The sequence below is a fragment of the Priestia megaterium genome (assembly GCF_009497655.1).
GTDB lineage: Bacteria > Bacillota > Bacilli > Bacillales > Bacillaceae_H > Priestia > Priestia zanthoxyli.
Window position 1 is genome coordinate 1,500,025 of record NZ_CP023317.1, and the last position, 19,717, is coordinate 1,519,741.

The 19,717-nt window shown below is 37.6% G+C and carries 20 protein-coding genes; 16 read left to right on the forward strand and 4 right to left on the reverse strand.

The genetic code is table 11. The features are described 5' to 3' along the window. Positions 1 to 60: 60 nt before the first annotated feature. Entirely contained in the window at positions 61 to 1,104 is a 1,044-nt protein-coding gene (gene desA, locus CEQ83_RS07535; protein ID WP_028414002.1) for a Delta(5) desaturase DesA, read from the reverse strand. Between the two features lie 219 nt (positions 1,105 to 1,323). On the opposite strand from desA, the gene CEQ83_RS07540 reads away from it, so the two are divergent. The 9 genes from CEQ83_RS07540 (at position 1,324) to CEQ83_RS07580 (ending at position 10,811) form a co-directional block, all read left to right on the forward strand. Beyond that, the gene (locus CEQ83_RS07540; protein WP_028414001.1) at positions 1,324 to 1,719 is read left to right on the forward strand and encodes a ribosomal maturation YjgA family protein; all 396 of its coding nucleotides are present in this window, start codon (positions 1,324 to 1,326) and stop codon (positions 1,717 to 1,719) included. Positions 1,720 to 1,876: 157 nt separating this feature from the next. Beyond that, complete coding sequence (locus CEQ83_RS07545) at positions 1,877 to 2,431, forward strand: hypothetical protein (protein WP_155017148.1); 555 nt, start codon at positions 1,877 to 1,879, stop codon at positions 2,429 to 2,431. A gap of 260 nt (positions 2,432 to 2,691) precedes the next feature. Beyond that, positions 2,692 to 4,194: a cardiolipin synthase gene (gene cls / locus CEQ83_RS07550; RefSeq protein ID WP_028413999.1), complete on the forward strand. Its 1,503-nt coding sequence runs from the start codon at positions 2,692 to 2,694 to the stop codon at positions 4,192 to 4,194. Positions 4,195 to 4,229: 35 nt separating this feature from the next. Further along, entirely contained in the window at positions 4,230 to 5,084 is an 855-nt protein-coding gene (locus CEQ83_RS07555) for a DUF1206 domain-containing protein (protein ID WP_028413998.1), read from the forward strand. 84 nt (positions 5,085 to 5,168) lie between these two features. Continuing rightward, positions 5,169 to 5,390, forward strand: a complete 222-nt coding sequence (locus CEQ83_RS07560; protein ID WP_028413997.1) for a spore germination protein — start codon at positions 5,169 to 5,171, stop codon at positions 5,388 to 5,390. A gap of 157 nt (positions 5,391 to 5,547) precedes the next feature. After that, the gene (locus CEQ83_RS07565; protein WP_224979988.1) at positions 5,548 to 7,053 is read left to right on the forward strand and encodes a LysM peptidoglycan-binding domain-containing protein; all 1,506 of its coding nucleotides are present in this window, start codon (positions 5,548 to 5,550) and stop codon (positions 7,051 to 7,053) included. Between the two features lie 287 nt (positions 7,054 to 7,340). Further along, the gene (locus CEQ83_RS07570) at positions 7,341 to 8,543 is read left to right on the forward strand and encodes a macrolide family glycosyltransferase (RefSeq protein WP_028413995.1); all 1,203 of its coding nucleotides are present in this window, start codon (positions 7,341 to 7,343) and stop codon (positions 8,541 to 8,543) included. Between the two features lie 44 nt (positions 8,544 to 8,587). Beyond that, positions 8,588 to 9,496 (forward strand): UTP--glucose-1-phosphate uridylyltransferase GalU, encoded by a 909-nt coding sequence (gene galU, locus CEQ83_RS07575; protein ID WP_099000077.1) that lies wholly within the window; start codon positions 8,588 to 8,590, stop codon positions 9,494 to 9,496. 103 nt (positions 9,497 to 9,599) lie between these two features. After that, positions 9,600 to 10,811, forward strand: coding sequence for an MFS transporter (locus tag CEQ83_RS07580; RefSeq protein ID WP_155017149.1), 1,212 nt, complete (start codon positions 9,600 to 9,602; stop codon positions 10,809 to 10,811). A gap of 36 nt (positions 10,812 to 10,847) precedes the next feature. Here the strand turns inward: CEQ83_RS07580 and CEQ83_RS26980 are convergent, their stop codons facing one another. After that, a complete protein-coding gene (locus tag CEQ83_RS26980; RefSeq protein WP_165573342.1) occupies positions 10,848 to 11,012 on the reverse strand; it encodes a hypothetical protein in 165 nt (54 codons plus the stop codon). Between the two features lie 115 nt (positions 11,013 to 11,127). Next, complete coding sequence (locus CEQ83_RS07585; protein ID WP_098113443.1) at positions 11,128 to 12,351, reverse strand: MFS transporter; 1,224 nt, start codon at positions 12,349 to 12,351, stop codon at positions 11,128 to 11,130. 419 nt (positions 12,352 to 12,770) lie between these two features. Between CEQ83_RS07585 and CEQ83_RS07590 the strand changes: the two genes are divergently transcribed. The 6 genes from CEQ83_RS07590 to CEQ83_RS07615 all read left to right on the forward strand — a co-directional run bounded on the left by CEQ83_RS07590 (position 12,771) and on the right by CEQ83_RS07615 (position 18,271). Further along, positions 12,771 to 13,142 carry a thiol-disulfide oxidoreductase DCC family protein gene (locus CEQ83_RS07590; RefSeq protein WP_028413991.1) on the forward strand — a complete coding sequence of 124 codons (372 nt, stop codon included), beginning with the start codon at positions 12,771 to 12,773 and terminating at the stop codon, positions 13,140 to 13,142. Between the two features lie 147 nt (positions 13,143 to 13,289). Continuing rightward, a complete protein-coding gene (locus CEQ83_RS07595) occupies positions 13,290 to 14,210 on the forward strand; it encodes an oxidoreductase (RefSeq protein WP_034266589.1) in 921 nt (306 codons plus the stop codon). A gap of 180 nt (positions 14,211 to 14,390) precedes the next feature. Continuing rightward, complete coding sequence (locus CEQ83_RS07600) at positions 14,391 to 15,371, forward strand: DUF3231 family protein (RefSeq protein WP_098113442.1); 981 nt, start codon at positions 14,391 to 14,393, stop codon at positions 15,369 to 15,371. Between the two features lie 200 nt (positions 15,372 to 15,571). Then, complete coding sequence (locus CEQ83_RS07605) at positions 15,572 to 16,312, forward strand: DsbA family oxidoreductase (protein ID WP_155017150.1); 741 nt, start codon at positions 15,572 to 15,574, stop codon at positions 16,310 to 16,312. A gap of 199 nt (positions 16,313 to 16,511) precedes the next feature. Continuing rightward, positions 16,512 to 17,471 (forward strand): S8 family peptidase, encoded by a 960-nt coding sequence (locus tag CEQ83_RS07610; RefSeq protein WP_155017151.1) that lies wholly within the window; start codon positions 16,512 to 16,514, stop codon positions 17,469 to 17,471. After that, complete coding sequence (locus CEQ83_RS07615) at positions 17,468 to 18,271, forward strand: endonuclease I family protein (RefSeq protein WP_155017152.1); 804 nt, start codon at positions 17,468 to 17,470, stop codon at positions 18,269 to 18,271. The genes CEQ83_RS07610 and CEQ83_RS07615 overlap by 4 nt, the downstream gene beginning before the upstream one ends. A gap of 50 nt (positions 18,272 to 18,321) precedes the next feature. Here the strand turns inward: CEQ83_RS07615 and CEQ83_RS07620 are convergent, their stop codons facing one another. Beyond that, positions 18,322 to 18,783: a MarR family winged helix-turn-helix transcriptional regulator gene (locus CEQ83_RS07620; protein WP_033578476.1), complete on the reverse strand. Its 462-nt coding sequence runs from the start codon at positions 18,781 to 18,783 to the stop codon at positions 18,322 to 18,324. A 279-nt stretch (positions 18,784 to 19,062) separates the two neighbouring features. On the opposite strand from CEQ83_RS07620, the gene CEQ83_RS07625 reads away from it, so the two are divergent. Continuing rightward, positions 19,063 to 19,701, forward strand: a complete 639-nt coding sequence (locus tag CEQ83_RS07625) for a biotin/lipoyl-containing protein (RefSeq protein ID WP_099000061.1) — start codon at positions 19,063 to 19,065, stop codon at positions 19,699 to 19,701. The last annotated feature ends 16 nt before the right edge of the window (positions 19,702 to 19,717 follow it).

The following is a 19,717-nucleotide window of genomic DNA, read 5'->3' on the forward strand; positions in this document are numbered from 1 at the left end:
ATGAAATAAGTTTAGGCGAATAGATAAAACAGTCAAGCTTTTGAAAGCTTGACTGTTTTATTAAAGTTCTGCTTTTGTTTGAGAAGAAATTCTGCTTGCTTTTGGTGCAGCTGAGCGTTTTTTTATTTCTTTAAAGCTCACAAACATTTTGTTTTCTTCATCCCATAAACGGAATCGAAGAGAGCGAAGGCTTGTTGCGAGTGTAATGGTTGGTACATTTTGAAGAGGCTGTGTGTGTTGATGAACAGCTTCAAGCTTATAGTTGGGCACTCTTGGGCTTAAATGATGTACGTGGTGAAACCCGATATTGCCTGTTAGCCATTGCAAAAGTTTTGGAAGCTTGTAAAATGAACTTCCTTCAACGGCTGCTTTTACATAATCCCAGTGCTCATCTTCTTCAAAATAAGAATCTTCAAACTGATGCTGTACATAAAACAGCCAAATTCCAATTGAACCTGAAATGAAGAAAATCGGTCCTTGGATTAATACAAACGCCTGCCAACCTACCAACCAGCAGGTCGCTGCTGCTAATGCAACAATCAATACATTTGTAAGATACGTGTTCATTCTCTCTTTTTTCTTCGCATTTTTTCGATTGAATCGGTTTGTAATCAAAAATACATATATAGGTCCCACGCCGAACATAACGAACGGGTTGCGATAGATACGGTAAGCGATTTTTTTCCAAATAGAAGCTTCTTTATATTCCGTTACGGTTAACACCCAAATGTCACCCGTACCTCTTTTATCTAAGTTGCTGCTTGTTGCATGGTGAATGGCATGGCTATGTCCCCATTGACTGTAAGGAAACATCGTTAACACACCGGTAATTGTTCCGAGAATTTTATTGTGTTGTCTACTCTTAAAGAAAGAGTAGTGACAACAGTCATGAAAAATAATGAATATTCTTACTAAAAACCCTGCTGCGATGACAGTTAGCGGAAATGCTAAAAAATAAGAAATTGAAAGGCTCTCATAAGCGAGAAACCATAGTGTGAAAAAAGGTAAAAAAGTATTAATCAATTGTCTTATGCTGTCTTTCATTACTGCTTTTTCAAAGGGTGCAACTTGTTTTCGTAAATTCTTTTGTTTTTGTATAGTCATATGAAATTCCTTTCATCACCGTATATTATCCTCAGTATAAAGGGATTTTTCTGACTATTTAAGACATACGTGTCATATAGAAACTATGACACTTGTCATATATACGTAGGGGGAAGCTGTAAAAAATGAAAAAAAGCGGTATTTAACAGTTTGCGGTTCTGATAAAATTATACAGTGAAGGCTTATTGTGACGGAGCATTTAAGAAAAAGGAGTTTGAAATGAATAAAAGAAATAGATGGGTATACCTGCTTCTAGCTATTGTTGTCATGGGAGCAGGCCTATTATCAAGAAAACTTACTGCGTATCTTCCTCACATCGTAAATATATATGCGGGAGATTCGTTATGGGCCTTAATGATTTTTGTCAGTGCGGGTTTTTTGTTTCCTACATGGAAGACAAAAATGATTGGTATGTTTGCTATAGTGTTTTGTTACTTCATTGAATTTACACAGCTGTATCACGCTCCTTGGATTGATGACATAAGAAAGACTGCGCTAGGAGGGCTCATTTTGGGGTATGGCTTCTTATGGAGCGATATACTAGCCTATTCGATTGGAGTCGCGGTAGGAATGAGCTGGGAGTATTATAGATATCGATTTAAAAGACCCGCCTAGCAAATACGTTTCAAGGGATCTTAGAACTCAGCTGAGGATGGAATAAGCCGTAGGGTTATGAAGCAGGATGTATATACATAAAAATAAACTTATGCATAAAATTTTTTATTTAAAACCTATTATCTATTCGTTGAACGAGAGGAAGAGAGGGGATTATTTGAATTTAATAGCCTGGATGATTATTGCATGTGAAATCGCTTTTTGGATAGTCATCATTTTAGGATTAGCAACAAGGTATATGTTTAAAAAACAAAAGCTCAGTTTTTTTATTTTAGCTTTAACACCTGTTGTTGATTTTTTTCTTCTGATTGTGACGGGCGTAGACCTTTACGGAGGTGCTACAGCGACTTATGCTCACGCTATTGCAGCCGTGTATATTGGAATTTCGATTGCTTTTGGAAAAAGTATGATTCAATGGGCAGACGAACGCTTTCAATATTATGTGATGAAAAGCGGAGAAAAACCTCGTAGGCGCTATGGAAAAGAATATGCAAAGCATTATTTTAAATCATGGATACAGCATCTTGTTGCTTACGCTATTGGGGCAGTTCTTTTAGCGGCGATGATGTATATAGTACCAAATGGAAAAACTAACGTGCTGCAAAATGTAGTGGAAGTTTGGACAGTTATTGTAGGAATTGATTTCTTATTATCTCTTTCTAATTTTGTTTGGCCTAAAAAAGAAAAAGAGTCTGGTTATACTAACTCATAAAAAGGCATCGATGCTTGAAAAGCCAGTGAAAAAACCTCCCTGTAAGGAGGTTTTTTGTTTTACCATCCAGGGTATAGGTATATGAATGATGCTTGTCTGAGGTAGTTCAGTTTAGTTGCTTAAGCGGCTAAACTGCTTTTTGTGCAAATATATGTACATTTTATGTAGCATGCATGATAAGAATTCTGTGTATTCCATATACTACCTCATATGAAAGGTAGGCAAGTGATACAATACAGTTTGTTTTTAGGAGAGCTTTTATGAAAAAACGCCGGTTGGACTTTATTTTTTTATTTATTATTTTACTTTCAATTTATGCTTTCTTTTTTACCTCTATTGATATTCATTGGAAGTATGCCTTAGTTGGATTATATGGTGTCATCATTTTCATTTGTATGTATTCACTTATGCTTGAAAATCGAACGCCTGAAAGTACGTTGGTTTGGATGTATGTCCTCTTTTTCTTCCCTGTTGCAGGCTTTTTCTTTTATTTGTATTCAGGACAGCTCTATTTAAAGGGGCATATGTTCAAAAAAAAGCGTATGCATAACCGAGAGATGCTTAGAAAGATGGCAGATAAAGAAACGACGCCTGATCTATCAACGCTTCAATCTCATCAGCGTTACTTTGCTCAGTATCTTCAATGTGTATCTTTGACAAAAATGAATGTTCATACAAAAACCTACGTCCTTAAGAACGGGCAAGAAACGTTTAACGAAATCAAAAAGCATTTGCAGTCAGCAAAACATTTTATTCATATGGAGTACTACATGTTTCACTCAGATTCGTTAGGAAAAGAAATCATTGATATTTTAATAAAGAAAGCAAGTGAAGGTGTAGAAGTGCGCTTTACATTCGATACAATGGGAAGCTTTACACTATCGGGTTCAGATATTAAGCGAATGAAAAAAGCGAATGTTAAAGTGCATGCGTTCTTACCTATTAAGTATGGATTTTTTAATCAAAAATTCAACTTTCGAAACCACCGTAAAATAGTTGTAATTGACGGGGAAGTAGGTTTTGTAGGAGGGCTGAATGTAGGCGATGAGTATTTAGGGAAAAATAAAAAAATCGGTTTTTGGCGAGATACCCACCTGATGTTAAGAGGTGAATCTGTTCAAACCTTACACTCGATTTTTATGTTTGACTGGGAATACGTTTCGGGGGAATGCTTAATTAACAATGAATCATATACAAAACCTCATCGTGTTGAAGGCGAAGGGTTCGTTCAGGTAGTGGCGACGGGGCCAGATACGCAGGAAAATATGAGCGACTATTATTATACAATGATTACAAGCGCGACGAAGTCAATTTGGATTTCTACCCCATATTTTGTTCCAAACGAAGCTATAAGAACTGCTCTTCGTATTGCGGCTAGAAAAGGTGTAGAAGTACGAATTATGGTGCCGGAAATTAATGATGGCTTTCTGACTCAATATGGAACGAGATCATATTTTGCTGAACTTCTTCGCTGTGGAATTGAAGTATATTCGTATCAAAAAGGGTTTTTGCATCAAAAAATCGTGATTATAGATGGAGATATGGCTTCAGTAGGTACTGCAAATATGGATATGAGGAGCTTTCATCTGAACTTTGAAGTTAATGCATTTTTAATTGACGGAGAGACAATTCAAACGCTCATCAAAAACTATGAAGAAGATATGGAAGACAGTCATTTGATCAAGCCAGTAGCATTTTACAAGCGAAGCTTAGTAGAACGTTCGAAAGAATCATTTGCGCGCTTATTTTCAGGTGTTTTATAAAATAAAGTTTGTTTTCAAAAAGCAGGAGGAAACGTATGGGTGAATCTCCATTTGTTAAAAAAGATACGTTTGGTCGAAAGTTACATCGCTTAAAAGAACGTACTAAACCATTTGTCGTGCGTTTTTCACGGTTTGGTCATGTGGCTCAAGGTGTGGTCTATTTTATCATCGGTATATTAGCGATTCAGACAGCTTTCGGATTAAAAGGCGATTTGGTTACTTCTCAAGGAGCCCTACACACAATTGCAAAGCAGCCGTTTGGATTTTTAATTTTAATCGTTTTAGCAGTAGGTTTAAGTGGATATGCGTTTTGGCAAATCATTTCTGCTATTTTTGACCCTCACCACGTTGGGCATGGTGTAAAAGGCGCTTTTACTCGTTTAGGCTATTTAGTTGTAGCCACGTTTTATATTAGTCTTTGTGTGAGTTCGGTAAGAATTTTGCTTCATGCTCACGTTCATACGTCAGGTAAGCATTATCAAACGGTATCAGCCAAGCTGTTATCTTATCCCTTTGGGCAAACCATCATTGCGCTTACAGGTATCGGCGTTATTATCTTTGGGATTGGACAAGTATATTGGGCTCTTTCAGGACGCTTCCTAAAAAAACTAAAGAAAAACGAAATGTCAAAAGAAGAGTGGCGATGGAGCGGGCATATTGGAAAAGCGGGTATTATTGCTCGAAGTATCGTCTTTGGGATTATTGGCTTCTTTCTTATTCGCACGGCTCTTCAAGCGGATCCAGACGAAACGAAAGGGTTAGATGGAGCCCTTGCTGAAGTAGCGCAGCGTCCTTTTGGGTCTGTACTGCTGGCTATCGTATCAATCGGGCTTATGGCATACGGAGTATATATGTTTGCAGAATCAAGGTATAAACGAATTGATCCTTAATAAAATTTAAAAGATGAAAAAGCTACTTTTTAGCCTTCTGCTCATATCATATAGCAGATAGATAGTGAACAGGAGGAGAGGCAGATGCCATCGGTAGTGGGAGCCGTAAATATCTCGAATGTATTGGTTTCATCTTCAGTGGAGTTTGGTGATTGTCTGGCTATTAAGCCAAAGAGTACAGCTTTTACAACAGTCGGTTCTGGTAGCGGGAACACAGGAAACTTTATGAATATTACAAGCAGTGCCAGTACCGCCAATACAATTGATATGGATATTAACGATCAAAATGTAGTGGGAAATGCATAAGAAACGAAAGCTTATCGTCATCGGACGGTAAGCTTTTTTATTTGAGTTTGACGTATACCCAGACGTTTCTTTACCACAATGTACCTCTAGGATTCTATCTTATAGGAGTAGTAAACTAGACAGGTGATGTCAAAAAGTGGGGAGGCGAGATTATCAAATGAAGAAAATATGTATGAGCCTACTTATTCTCTGTCTTTTCAGTGGAGGATTGGCCCCAATAAGTAAAGGAGACGCTGCTTCTTCAGTAGGCACTGTCAAAGGTGATAATGTAAATGTGTATCGTTCTCCATCTTTACATTCTTCGGTTGTTCAGACAGTGAAAAAAGGAGAAGAATTTCCTGCTATTTCATCTGAAGCGGGAGATGCAGCTCAAGTTATCACCCATAAAGTAGTGCTAGGAAATACACTATGGCTACTAGCTAAACAATATGGTGTAACAGTCAGCGAGCTAATAAAACAAAATCAGCTAAAAACGACGGAGCTAACTCCGGGGCAAACGCTGAAAATACCACCAAAAGGCTTGTTACATAAAGTAGTATCAGGAGATACGCTTTGGAAAATCTCTGTAAAGTACGGTGTAAAAGCGACTGAATTAACAAAGTTAAATCAGCTATCATCAACAAATATTAAGCCTGGACAAATGCTTATTATTCCTGATTACTATGTACAAGTACAGCTTTTGGAAGGGAAAAAGGGCTGGATCAAAAAATCTGATTTAGCACAAAAGAAGCATCAGCCAGTAGTTATGGGCTGGAGCTTTAATGAAAAAACAGCAGGCTATGCAGAATCGATGAAACAAAAGAACTTAGACGTTGTTTCACCACGCTGGTTTACGCTAACGCGGAGTGACAAAGTTGTTTCATCTTCTATAAATCCATCGTATGTTCAAACGGCTCACAAAAACGGCAAAAAAGTCTGGCCGCTCATCGGTAACAATTTCGATGATGTGCTGACAAGTGACGTCCTAGGCAATAAAGCAAAGCGGCAAAAGCTTGTATCGTCAGTCGAAAGTTCGCTTGTGAAAACAAACAGTGACGGTATTAACGTTGACTTTGAAAATATTAATATCAAAAACAAACAAGATTTTGTTTTATTTATTAAAGAATTAAAAGCAGCGTTAAAGCCTCATGGTATGACCGTTTCAGTAGACGTAACACGAGAGAATAATGATCCGTTTTGGTCAGGAAGCTTTGATCGAAAACAGATTGGTCAAGTGGCAGATTACGTCATTATGATGGGTTATGAAGAACACTGGGGAGGGAGTCAGGTTCCAGGGTCTGTGGCTTCGCTGCCTTGGGTGAAAGAAGGAACAGAACTTCTTATGAAAGATGTACCTGCACACAAAATCCTGCTGGGAGTTCCTTTTTATACGCGAGAATGGAAAACGGATCTATCGACCAAAAAAGTTGTCACAAAAGACTTAACGATGAAAGAAGCCGAAGCAATTATCTCTTCTAAAAAGTTAACTAAAAAATGGGACAGCCAAGCCTCTCAGTACTATGTAGAATACACCGAAAATGGTACGAAGCATCAAATATGGCTCGAAGACAAAGCATCTATGCAGCGCCGGGTTAAATTAATTAATGACTATCATTTAGGCGGGGCGGCAGCTTGGTATATTGGTTCAGAAACATCAGATATATGGGAGTTATATAACTTCTAAATAAAAAACACACCTTATGCTTAATGTAGCTAGGTGTGTTTTTTATTTTCATCATATTGAAGCGTATACATCTATTTACAAACGAGATAAATTTTACAATATTTGTTTTTCTTGAGTTAATTTATAACTATATTCCAAAATGAGCCTATTTAACCTTTTTTTAGTTGAAAACGCTTAATGACTTTACGATAAAGATAATTTATAGTAAATTCAGTTTCTATACAATAAATTTACCAAATGAATAATTAAGTTATTTAATTATTAACTAAGTGAAAGGAATGGATGTTATGGGAAATGTATTAGTAATAGGCTTTCCAGGTGAAGGACATGTGAACCCTTCTTTAGGAATTGTAAAAGAATTAATGGCTCAAGGGGAGAAGGTCGTCTATTACGGCATTGAAGACTATGCTGAAAAAATCCGAAAAGCAGGAGCGGAATTTCGTGAATACGAAGATTTTCGTCCAAGTCTTGATATGAGCAACCGTATGACCAAAGAAGAGTCTTATGACCGCTATGAAATAATGAATTTGTTTTTAAATGAATCTGAAAATATTATTACTAAAATTATGAGTGAAACGAAACATGAAACATATGATTATGTACTTTATGATTATCACCTTTTAGCAGGTTCCGCTGTGGCCGACCTTCTTCAGCTTCCAAAGGTTTCTCTTTGTACGACGTTTGCGTTAAATAAGGAGTTAGCAACTTGTATGATGCCAAGTGGTCAAACAGAACCTGACCAATCTTCCTTTTATCCTCAATTCGAAAAATCATTAAATAAGTTCAACAGCCAATATAATACGGAGTTAAAAGACTCCATGGACATTATGTCAAATCCAGGGGATATTACGTTAGTATTTACGTCAGAATTCTTTCAGCCGCACGTATCTGAATTTACGAGTGAGTACAAGTTTATTGGTCCTTCAATTGTTAAACGACTAGATATTGAAGATCCTTCTTACTTACAAAATGAAAATGAAAAAATTATTTTTGTTTCTATGGGAACTATTTTTAATCAGCAGCTAGAAATCTATAACTTATGTATAGAAGCATTAAAAGATTTTGAGGGTAAAGTTATTTTATCTATTGGTAAAAATACAAAACCTGAAGAATTAGCACACATTCCAGAAAACTTCGTTGTAAAACAATACGTACCGCAGCTAGAAATTTTAAAACGTGCGGATTTATTTATTACTCACGGCGGAATGAACAGCAGCAGTGAAGGTTTATACTACGATACGCCGCTTGTCGTTATTCCAATGGCAGTGGATCAATTTATGGTAGGCGATCGCGTGCAGGAGTTAGGAGCAGGCGTGAAATTAGATAAAAATAACGTATCTGCTGAGCTAATCAAAAATACAGTTAACGACGTTTTAACTACTCACACATATAAACAGCATGCACAACAAATCGGAGAATCACTTCGCTCAGCGGGAGGATACAAGCAAGGTGTGAAAGAAATTTTCAAGATGGTGCCTGTTAAAGCGTAATAGATGTAAGACAGCTAGATAACTAACAGAGAGGAGTAAATCATATGCAGACTATAAAAAAAGCAGTTATACCAGCAGCAGGGTTAGGTACTCGTTTTTTACCCGTTACAAAATCTATCCCAAAAGAAATGCTTCCAATTGTAAATAAGCCCGTCATTCAATTTATTGTGGAAGAAGCCTTAAAATCAGGCATCGAAGATATTTTAATTGTTACAGGAAACGGAAAACAAGCGATTGAAAATCATTTTGACCATAATATTCAATTAGAACACTTGCTTCATCAAAAAGGAAAGACCGAACTATTAGAGGAAATGGAGCATATCTCTGAACTAGCGAATATTCATTACGTTCGTCAAAAAGAAATGAAGGGCCTTGGCCATGCGATTGGCTGTGCTCGACAATTTATTGGAAACGAACCGTTTGCAGTTTTACTTGGAGATGACTTAACAGACCCAGATCAGCCTTGTTTAAAACAGCTGATTGACCAGTATACCCAAACGGGATCGTCGGTTATCGGCGTGCAGCGCGTAGAGGAAGAAGCCGTTCATCGTTACGGGATTATAGATCCAAAAGTAAATAAAAACCGATTATACGAAGTGAATGGTTTTGTAGAAAAACCATCAGTCGAAGAAGCTCCGTCTAATTTAGGAATTATTGGACGCTATGTATTTACACCTGACATTTTTGATTATCTTGAAACGCAGGAAGCTGGAAAAGGTGGGGAGATTCAGCTAACGGATGCTATTCAGCGTATGAATATAGACCGTTCTATTTATGCTTACGAATTCGAAGGCGAACGTTATGATGCAGGGGAAAAATTAGATTTTATTTTTACGACCCTTGCTTTTGCGTTAAAAGATGAAGAATTAAAAGCACCTCTTTTAACTAAATTCAAAGAGCTGATCAACAAGGAAGAACAAAAAGAAAAAATTGCTGTACAAATTGGAAAATAACCTTCATTTACACACCTTTCTTCTACTGTTTCTTGAAGAAAGGTGCGTTTTTTTGCGAAAATGGAACGTTTGACAGCTGGATAGAAAGGGTTGAAATGAGTTTATGTCGAAAGCAGAAAATTCGTTTGTATCAGGCATAAAGATTGTATTTACAGACCGGGATTTTCGAACGATTTTTATTTCATTATTTATTATTGGGTTGTCTGTTGGCGGCTTTATGCCTTATTTAACGGTTTGGGCAACAAATACATTGCACGCCACTTCGTTTCAAGCAGGATTTTTATTTGTCCCAATGAGCATTCTTGGTTTAATCGTCTCGTTTTATTTGGCTTCTTTATCAGACAAATGGGGAAAACGAAAGCCATTTATTATTTGGGCCTTACTGATTGGAACCATTTCAAGAGTTCCCTTAGCGTTTACGCATTCTTATACAATAGCACTCATTTTACTTGCTATAGGAGGGTTTAATGCGTTTTCTTTTTTCTTTGCTCTGCTGAATGATTTTATTGTTAAAAAGGAAGAAAGTAAATCGCAGGCAGGTACGATTACCGGTACTGTGCGAATGGCATTTTCACAAGGCTATATTTTCGGACCGATGCTCGGAGCTTTAATCATTGACCACGGAGGGTATACTCTTTTATTTTTACTATCAGGGTTGTTATCGCTGGCAACTTTAGTGTGGGTTCTTTTTGCGCTTAAAGAAGACAGTATGCCTCAACCTTCAGCACATGCATCTTCAAAAGCGCCAGCTGGTATACCTTCTGTATTAATAGCTGTATTCGTAGCGGCTCTTTTCATTTTTGCGGGTGATTCCGGACGTTCTATGTATTTGCCGCTGTATATAACGGATACGTTAAAGCAATCCGTTTCGATTGTAGGAATTCTTTTTACCGTTACGTCTGTTTTTGAACTAATATTTATGCCGTTAGGAGGCTATTTTTCTGATAAAATCGGAGTCAAACGCTTCTTTGTTATCGGCATAGCTTGCCAAGTGCTTTATTTTGTTTTAACAAGCCTTCATTTACCGCTGAGTGGATTGATTGCGCTTCAAGTATTTTATGCTTTCATTCTATCCGCTACAATGGGAGCTGGCATGGTGTATGCTCAGTCACTGGCCCCGCGTCAAATTGGACTAGCCACGACGGCATATATGACAGCTATACAAACTTCAGCAGTTGTCAGCAGCTTAGCTATGGGGTCACTAGTTAGCGTGATTCCGTTGCCTTCTACTTTTTACATTTTAGCTGTTTTTGCGGTTATTTCAGGTGTAATGTTTCTATTGATGAAGCAAAAATCAGCTGAGGAAGTGAGCTGAAAAGTTAAGAAGAGGTTGAGATATTACCAAATTAATCTAATCTAAAGACAAACAAATAGTATGCATGAGCTGCACTGCTTGTGACACCGCAGTTGATTTCCGTGCAAGTCTTCGCTTTCCGCGGATGGCCGATGAGCCTCCTTGCGGGGTCTCATCTGTTCCACTTTCCCCGCAGGAGTCTTCGCCTTGCCCTCCAATCAACTGCTAGAAGGACATAAAGAAATGACACATACGTTCACCATAACAAAAAACGAACCATTCATTAATGGTTCGTTTTTTTTACTTTCTCTAAAATACTTTTGCCCCAGCCTCTTTTTTATGAGGCTGTTTCTTGAATTTGTTCGCGGGGCTTTTTATTTAAAATTTTGCGGTAGCGGTAATTAACAAAAGCCGCCGCCGCCATACCTACTACTGAAAGCATCGCATCAAAGATAAAGATAATTGAAATATGTCCCGTTTTAGACATGAGCCCTGTTGCTAAAGGCAATAAAATTGCAGCTAATCCAGCAGCGGTCGCTACAATTCCTGTAACCGTTCCTTTTTTGTTCCAGAAAAGCTCGGTCATAACGGTAATCGCTAATTGAAAGACCCCAGCCGTAGAAAATCCCATGAAAAAAGCAGCTGCAATTGCAATAGCAGGTACTTTAACAAATAGAAGCGTAAGTACAGCGATAAGGGTAATCATCGGGTAAACGAGAATAACCGTTACAGGACGAAGCACTTTGCTTAATAATACGGCTAATACTAAAACAGAGATTAAAGCTCCGATGCTGTAGTAGCTTAAAAGGCGAACCGAGCTGCTTTCAGCCATATCTAATACTTGTTGACCATAAGTAGGAAGCCAAATTTGAGCCACTGTAAACAGAGCTGTAGAAGTAAATCCAATCACAATAAGAGCGATTCCTTCTTGTTTCATGTTAGGAGGAGAGAGAAATTTATTCTCTTCTGTACTTTGCTGTTGAACTGTATTCTGTTCGCGTTTATGATTGGGAAAAGGCAGTTTGAACATAAAGATCATATTTAGTAAATAAATAAGAGCGGGAAGGAAAAAAGCATACCCATAAAACAAATCACGATCCGCAAAAAAGGCAATCATAAACGGCAGAAGCGCTGCTCCAGCTGATATAAATGCTTTTACAAGAACACTGGCTGAACCTGAAGATTTAGGAAAAACTTCAATCAAAGCAGGGTATGTTCCAGCGTCCATAGCAGAGTTTGCAATACCAGCAATAATGGCAAAGATAAAGGCTGTTTGATAATTTGGCGATAATGGAATGCCAATTAAGAAAATAGCCATCGTCAGAGACGAAACAATAATCAAAGGTTTTCGTCCGACTTTATCAGACAAGATGCCTGATAGAGAATATGAAAGCAATTTTCCAATTCCGATAGCAGAAATGATATAGCTGATTCCAGCACCGTCGGTATTTAATTGTTTTGTCAAAAATGACATATTTGATGCAAGCATGATATTGACCATGCCAAGTAGAAAATAGTTAATATACATACCTGAAGCTGACAGCATGTACTTATTTTTCATCGTTTACACATCCTTACGTAAAAAAGCTTATATGAAATGGATAAAAGCAATCACCCAGCCCTCCTTTTTTCATCGTTATTTATAAACCTACTTCCATGATAAGTTTATGAAGACATTACCTTTACCTTTTATCATTGGATTTATTCAGTTCTTTTTAGTATGCGACTAAATGCGTGCATCTAGTGCTTCAAATCAATATGAAATCTATTCTAACATGTTTTTAGCGCTTTAAACCAAAAAAGTGATATTTTATAAAAAAATCCTATCTTCTTTCGCGGCTTCACAAAAGAAACTCCACAAAAAATGTTCGCTTTAAAGCCAGGCTGCACAAGAAGTACCTCTTAATGATGGTTATTAAAAATGAGAAAAGGGTATTTATAAACTAAGGAAAAAGAAATAAGGGAAGAAAGGTGGAAACAATGAAGCACAAAGTATTTTTTGATGCGGAATGTCCTTTATGTTACAACGTAAAAAAAATAATTAAAGCGCTGGACTGGACGAACCAAATCCAGTGGATTCCAGTTCAATACATTGAGCGAACGGAGTATAGCTACTTAAAAGAAGAAGGAAGAGACTTATATGATCAAATTCATATGGTCACCAAAAAAGGGGAAGTATTAGCAGGATTTGAAACGGTCAGACGGCTTTTAGCTGTTTTGCCTCTTACATGTCCAATCGGCGTGCTTCTGCATTTACCATTAATGAAAAAAGCGTTTAGTCCGCTATACAAATGGATATCCACAAACAGGTACGACTGGTTTGGGCGCTACGATTCGCCGCGAACCACATAAACATATAAAAAGGACAAGCTTTTAAAAAGCTTGTCCCTTTTGTTTTGAAAACATTATAATTTATACATACTTTAATTTCTAAAAACGTATGTGACCGAGACGCGTAAATTCTAGAAAAGCAGCTATAGCTGAAAGGGAGAACTTTATATGAAAACAAAATGGACAGCTGAACGAATGCCTGATCTAACGGGGAAAACTGCCCTTATAACGGGAGGAAACAGCGGTATTGGGTTTGAAGCTGCAAAGGCTCTAGCAGCTCGCGGAGCAGAAATCATTCTTGCTGTGCGTAATGAAGCAAAAGGGAAAGAAGCTAAGAAAAGAATTAAAGCGGATAACGGAAATGCTAAAGTGACTATTATGTCATTAGATCTTAGTGACTTGAGCTCTATTCGGCATTTTGCCAATCAATTTCTTCAACAATACTCGTCTTTGGATCTTCTCATTAATAATGCAGGCGTGATGGTGCCGCCTCACAGCAAAACGAAAGACGGATTTGAACTGCAGTTTGGCTGTAATCATTTAGGACATTTTGCACTTACGGGCTTGCTGCTTCCTTTACTAACGGCCACTCCACATTCACGTGTCGTAACGGTAAGCAGTATAGCCGCTAATTCTGGAGAAATCTATTTTGATAATCTCGACGGAGAAAAAGGCTACAGTCCAATGAAGTTCTATAGACAAAGCAAACTCGCCAACCTATTGTTTGCCAAAGAATTGCAAATTCGCTTAGAAGCAGCCGGATCAACGACAATTAGTGCCGCTGTACATCCGGGTATTTCAAATACAAACCTATTATCACGCGGTTCAGGAAAAGAACCAAACGGCTTGTTGAAATTTTTAGTCAAGCTATTTAGTCAATCTGCAGAAATGGGCGCGCTGCCTACTCTTTATGCAGCCACTGAATCAATAGAAGGCGGTACATATATTGGGCCAGACGGAAAAGATGCTAAAAAAGGATATCCTGTAAAAGATATGATGGGAGACGTTTTATTTAAACCGGACGTAGCGGAAAAACTATGGAGCGTATCTGAGGACTTAACAGGTGTTGAGTACTCGTTTCGTGCTTAAGATAAAAAACAGTTCTGTAAGTGCGGAGCTGTTTTTTTGTTGCTCAAAAACTATAGATCAGCGGGTTAAATAAAAAAAAGAATGTTGGATAGCATAATGGTAAGTAAACGTACAATGAGTATGTTCTCTTTTGAGCGATAAAAGCACTCAACAAAGCTCAAGAAGCGGAGGAAAGTAACAGTGCCTGACAAACCTAGTATTACCTCAAGTGAAATTGGAACGCTGTGGATGACATATCAGCAGAAAACGTTAATCATTTGCTTGTTGGATTATATGATTGAACATGCAGACGATGAAGATGCTAAAACAATTATGACAGATTTGCGTGAGCAGCTTATTATATACATACGAAAGATAAAAACAATATTTGAAAAAGAAGGAGCCGTAGTGCCAACCGGGCTTTCATCTCAAGACGTAAACATACAGGCTCCAAAACTATTTACTAATGGATTTGATATTATGTTTCTTCGTGTTATTAAAGAAATTAGTATGGGGATGTATACATTAAGTTTAGGTAAGGCCTACAGAGAAGATGTGGTGAAATTTTATCAAGATTTAACAAAGATTACGCAACATTGTTATGATTCCTGTACGCAGTATTTACTGAAAAAAGGGATTTTATCACGTCCACCCTATATTCCGATGCCAACCACCGTTGAGTTTGTTTCTGACAGAAAATATTTGAGCGGCTTAAATGTATTTGCGGATAAAAGAGTATTAAATACGATAGAGCTAGCTCAGCTTTATCACGGGGTCGAAACAAACATTGTGGGGATGAAGTTAATGAAGGCTTTTTCTCAAACGGCTAAAGATACCGAAGTCAAAAAGCATTTTTTGAAAGGAAAAGAGCTCAGTAAAAAGATTATTACGCGTCTAGAAGAAATAATTATACAAGACGATATTTCACCTTCTGTTGCCTCAACAGGAAGCATCACGACTTCTGAAACGCCTGCTTTTTCTGATCGTTTGATGCTGACATGCGATATTTTACTAAGTAATTTTAGTATTGGAAGTCAGGCATTTGGAGCAGCATTTAGTTTTCGAAGAGATATTGTGGCTAAAATGATGCTGATAGGAGAAGATGCGTTTCAATATGCAAGCGAAGCGACGGAAATTATGATTAAAAAAGGCTGGCTTGAAGTTCCACCAAGTATTGATTAGCTAATATGAAAATACGTATTTACATGATGCTCTTTTAAAAGCAATGAATTTAAAATAAGTGAGATAAAAACACGGTGCTGATTCAATACACTTAGTATGTAAATCAACACGGTGTTTTTGCTTTGTTTGAGCAAGTTATGATGGAATTTCTTCAAAGGTATGCTACGATAAGAATTATCTTGAATTGAAGAGGTGTCACGATGAAAATAGAAGTTTGGTCAGATTTTGTCTGTCCTTTTTGTTATATTGGAAAGCGTCGATTAGAGCAAGCGCTTCAGCAGTTTGCACACAAAGATGACGTGCAGGTTGAATTTAAAAGCTTTGAGCTAGATCCAAATGCTTCAGTTAATACTGGTAAAACGATTAATGAAGCTCTTGCTGCTAAATATGGAATGACCATTGAACAAGCAAAGCAAGCAAATGAAGGGATCGGACAGCAGGCAGCTGGTGTAGGATTATCCTTTAATTTTGACGACATGAAGCCAACTAATACATTTGACGCTCATCGTTTAGCAAAATTTGCAAAAGCTCAAGGGAAAGAAGCAGCTATTACAGAAAAACTCTTATATGCATATTTTACTGAATCAAAACATCTAGGTGAAGAAGAGACGCTGATTGCTCTTGCTGAAGATGCAGGTCTTGACCGAGAAGAAGCACGTCAAATTCTTGCAGATAAAAACGCATACGCAAATGAAGTGCGCAGTGATGAAGCAACGGCTCAGCAATATGGCATTAGCGGTGTTCCGTATTTTGTTATTAATCAAAAATATGCGATTTCAGGTGCACAGCCAGTCGAGACATTTGTAGGGGCTCTCCAACAAGTATGGGAAGAAGAAAATCCGACTCCCACTTTGAAGAGTCTTTCTCCAGAAGGCGCAGATGAGGCCTTTTGTGCAGATGGTCAATGTGCCGTTCCTGATTCCTCTAAAAACCAACAATAAACAAAAAGCAGAGGCGGAAATTTCGCTTCTGCTTTTTGTTTATTTTAAAAAAAATTACAAAAATACAAACGTGTGTTCTATTTTTGTGTTATAATAAGTTTAGAAGCAACAAACCTCGATGAGTGAACTCCAAAAATAAGCGATTAAAAGTGATCCCACCATGAACTAGCTTCCATTTAATCCTGCAGGGGGAATCTAAATGAAGAACAAAGTGCGCATTATCCCATTTCAAGTAGTTGAACAATTGAATCAATTTAATGAAGTCCCAGAAGGAGTCGCTCTAATTGGAGCAGAGGAAGTATGGAAGCAAACAAAGGGACGGGGAATAACCGTAGCGGTTTTGGATACTGGCTGTGAGGTTACACACCCAGATTTGCAGGAACGAATTATTGGAGGAAGAAATTTTACGCACGATGATCAGCAAAATCCTGATGTTTATCAAGACTATAATGGTCATGGTACTCACGTAGCAGGCACAATTGCAGCAGCTCATAATGGAAATGGTGTTGTAGGAGTGGCGCCGGAGGTGAATTTACTTATCCTGAAAGTACTTGATGGGAATGGTTCAGGTCAATATGAGTGGATTATCGAAGGTATTACCTACGCCATTCAGCAAAAAGTAGATATCATTTCAATGTCACTTGGAGGTCCGGCCAATGTGCCTGAGCTACATGAAGCGATTCAGGATGCTGTTGATCAGAATATTTTAGTTGTCTGCGCAGCGGGAAATGAAGGAGATGGAGAAAGCTCCACAGATGAGTTTGCATACCCAGGCTCATATAATGAAGTGATTAGCGTAGGAGCGGTTGATCTAAAGAAACGTTCTTCGATATTTTCCAACTCAAACAATGAAGTGGACGTAGTGGCTCCGGGGGAGAAGATCATATCAACCTACTTGAATGGAAAGTATGCCGCACTGAGCGGAACTTCTATGGCCACGCCTCACGTGGCGGGAGCTTTGGCATTGATAAAAGTTCTTTCAAATGAAACGTTTGGAAGAGAACTTACAGAACCAGAGCTTTACGCACAGTTAATCAGAAGAACACTTCCATTAAATGAATCACCAAGAGAAGTAGGAAACGGGTTTGTGCACTTGACCATTGTTGAAAAGCTATTGCGTGAAATTCAACGTCAAATGACTTCAGAGGTGATGGGATGAAAAGCAGTTTAGATATATTAATGGTGGAAAAACAGCAGGCAAAAGCCCTTTATCACGAATACGTAAACAAACGAAGCTATTATGATGAAAAGACGGATGAAGAGAGTAAAAATCTTTATTATCGAGGTACTCTCTTTGAAAGAGAAGCCATGCAAGCTTTGTTAACGGAAACGCATCAGCATTTGCTGAGTTATTCGCCGCATAAATATGTATATCCATGGGTGGATCTACAGGAGAATGGAGAGCTGAAGAGTCTGTATTCAGGGAAAGGTATGGATCCGTTAGAAGCGATACAGCAAGATATTGATGCACTTCAGTCGCTTAGTCACTCATCTGTTTCAAGCAATGATATACTGCTAAACTGTGAGCACGTTGTCCCGCAATCTTGGTTTGGAAAACAAGAGCCTATGAGAGGCGATTTGCATCATTTGTTTGCGTGTGAACCTTCTTGTAACAGCCGAAGAGGTAATTCCTCTTATATTGACTTCCCGGATTATACACCGGAAGTTAAGCAATCAGATGTGAAAGAAGGGTGCGGCAAATCAGAAAAAGGTAAGTTTGAACCCGAATATGGAAAAGGAATTGTCGCTCGAGCTACGCTTTATTTTTTAATTCGCTATCATAATAAAATTGACTCTTCACGAGTAGATCTTCCTCTTTTACTAAAATGGCATGAAGAATTTACCGTTTCACTTTATGAAAAACATCGCAATGCAGCAATTTTTGAATTGCAAGGCAATCGAAATCTTTTTATCGATTTTCCTGACAAAGCAGCTACATTAATGAATTCGGCTTTCTAAAATAAAAAAGGAGCTCCGTTTCTATTCGAAACGGAGCTCCTTTAGGTATCCTAATAAGAAAATCCATATTTATCGCTCAAAAGGGCATCCATTTTATTTAACAAGCGAAAATATTCTTCTTGTTCTTCTACAGTTAGAGCTGCTAGCATATCTTTTAAAAATACATTTCGCTTCTCTGTAATCATTGAAACAAGCTGTTTGGATTCATCGGTCAATGAAACCCACACGACTCTCCGGTCTTTTTCGTCTCGCACGCGCTGAATGAGAGATTCTTCTTCCAATTGATTTAATAAGCTAGTTGTAGCGCCCGAGGTTAAGTGAAGTTTATTTGAAATATCTGCCACCATATACTTTGTACCGCTGGCAATGTAGTTTAAGATATAAAACTTAGTGGGTGTTAAGTGATAAGGCTGTGTTTTTAATGTTTCTTCGACTAAATGTCGCATATATTGAAAAAAAGATGTGTTAATTTGGTAAAGGTGCTCAATTTTTGATTCTACATTGTTATCCATGCTAGCTTCCATCTCCTTGTACACTACGGACATATATAAACTAACTCTAAAATAAAATGAAACAATTGTAAAGGATGGCAATGATTATCTTTAACCATCGTTATTATTTTTAAATTAATATCTTTACGAAAAAATATCTTTATGATAAAGTTATTTAGGTGGTTAACCAAATAGATGATTATAAAGAAACATATCTCCTAATAGATGGAGATAATATCTTTATGAAAAAGCTATATAAAAAAGTAATTTCATTAGTGAAGTATTAAGGAGGAGTAATGAATGTCTAGAAGTCGCTTAATGGTAACAAATTTTATTGGAATCATCGTTATTTTAGCTTTATTAATTGGAGGAGGATATTATTACGTTCAAAAATCGAACTATATTACAACGGATAACGCTAAAGTATCTGGAGATGTATACAACGTAGTTGCACCTGCAGCAGGTAAGGTAGCAAGCTGGACAGTGGAAGAAGGAAATGATGTATCAAAAGATGCTGAAATTGCTAAGATTCAAGCTGAAAAAGGCTCTGTAGCTGCTACAGTACCAGCAGATGGAAAAATTATTCAAACAAATGTAAAAGAAAATCAAATGGTTCAAGCTGGACAGCAAATTGCAACCGAAGTAGATATGAAAGATCTATTTATCGTAGCGAATATCAAAGAGGATCAGCTTAAGGATATTAAAGAGGGCGACGATGTAGATGTAACAGTAGATGGAGACAGTGGTACAAAAATTGACGGTAAAGTTGAAGAAGTGGGATATGCAACTAATTCACTTTCAGCTTTAACATCGAACTCAAGCTCAGATGGAAACTACACAAAAGTATCTCAAACGGTTCCTGTAAAAATCTCTATTTCCAATTATTCAGAGCATGTGCTACCAGGAATGAACGCTGAAGTAAAAATTTCAAAAGACTAATTCTTACTACAACAGT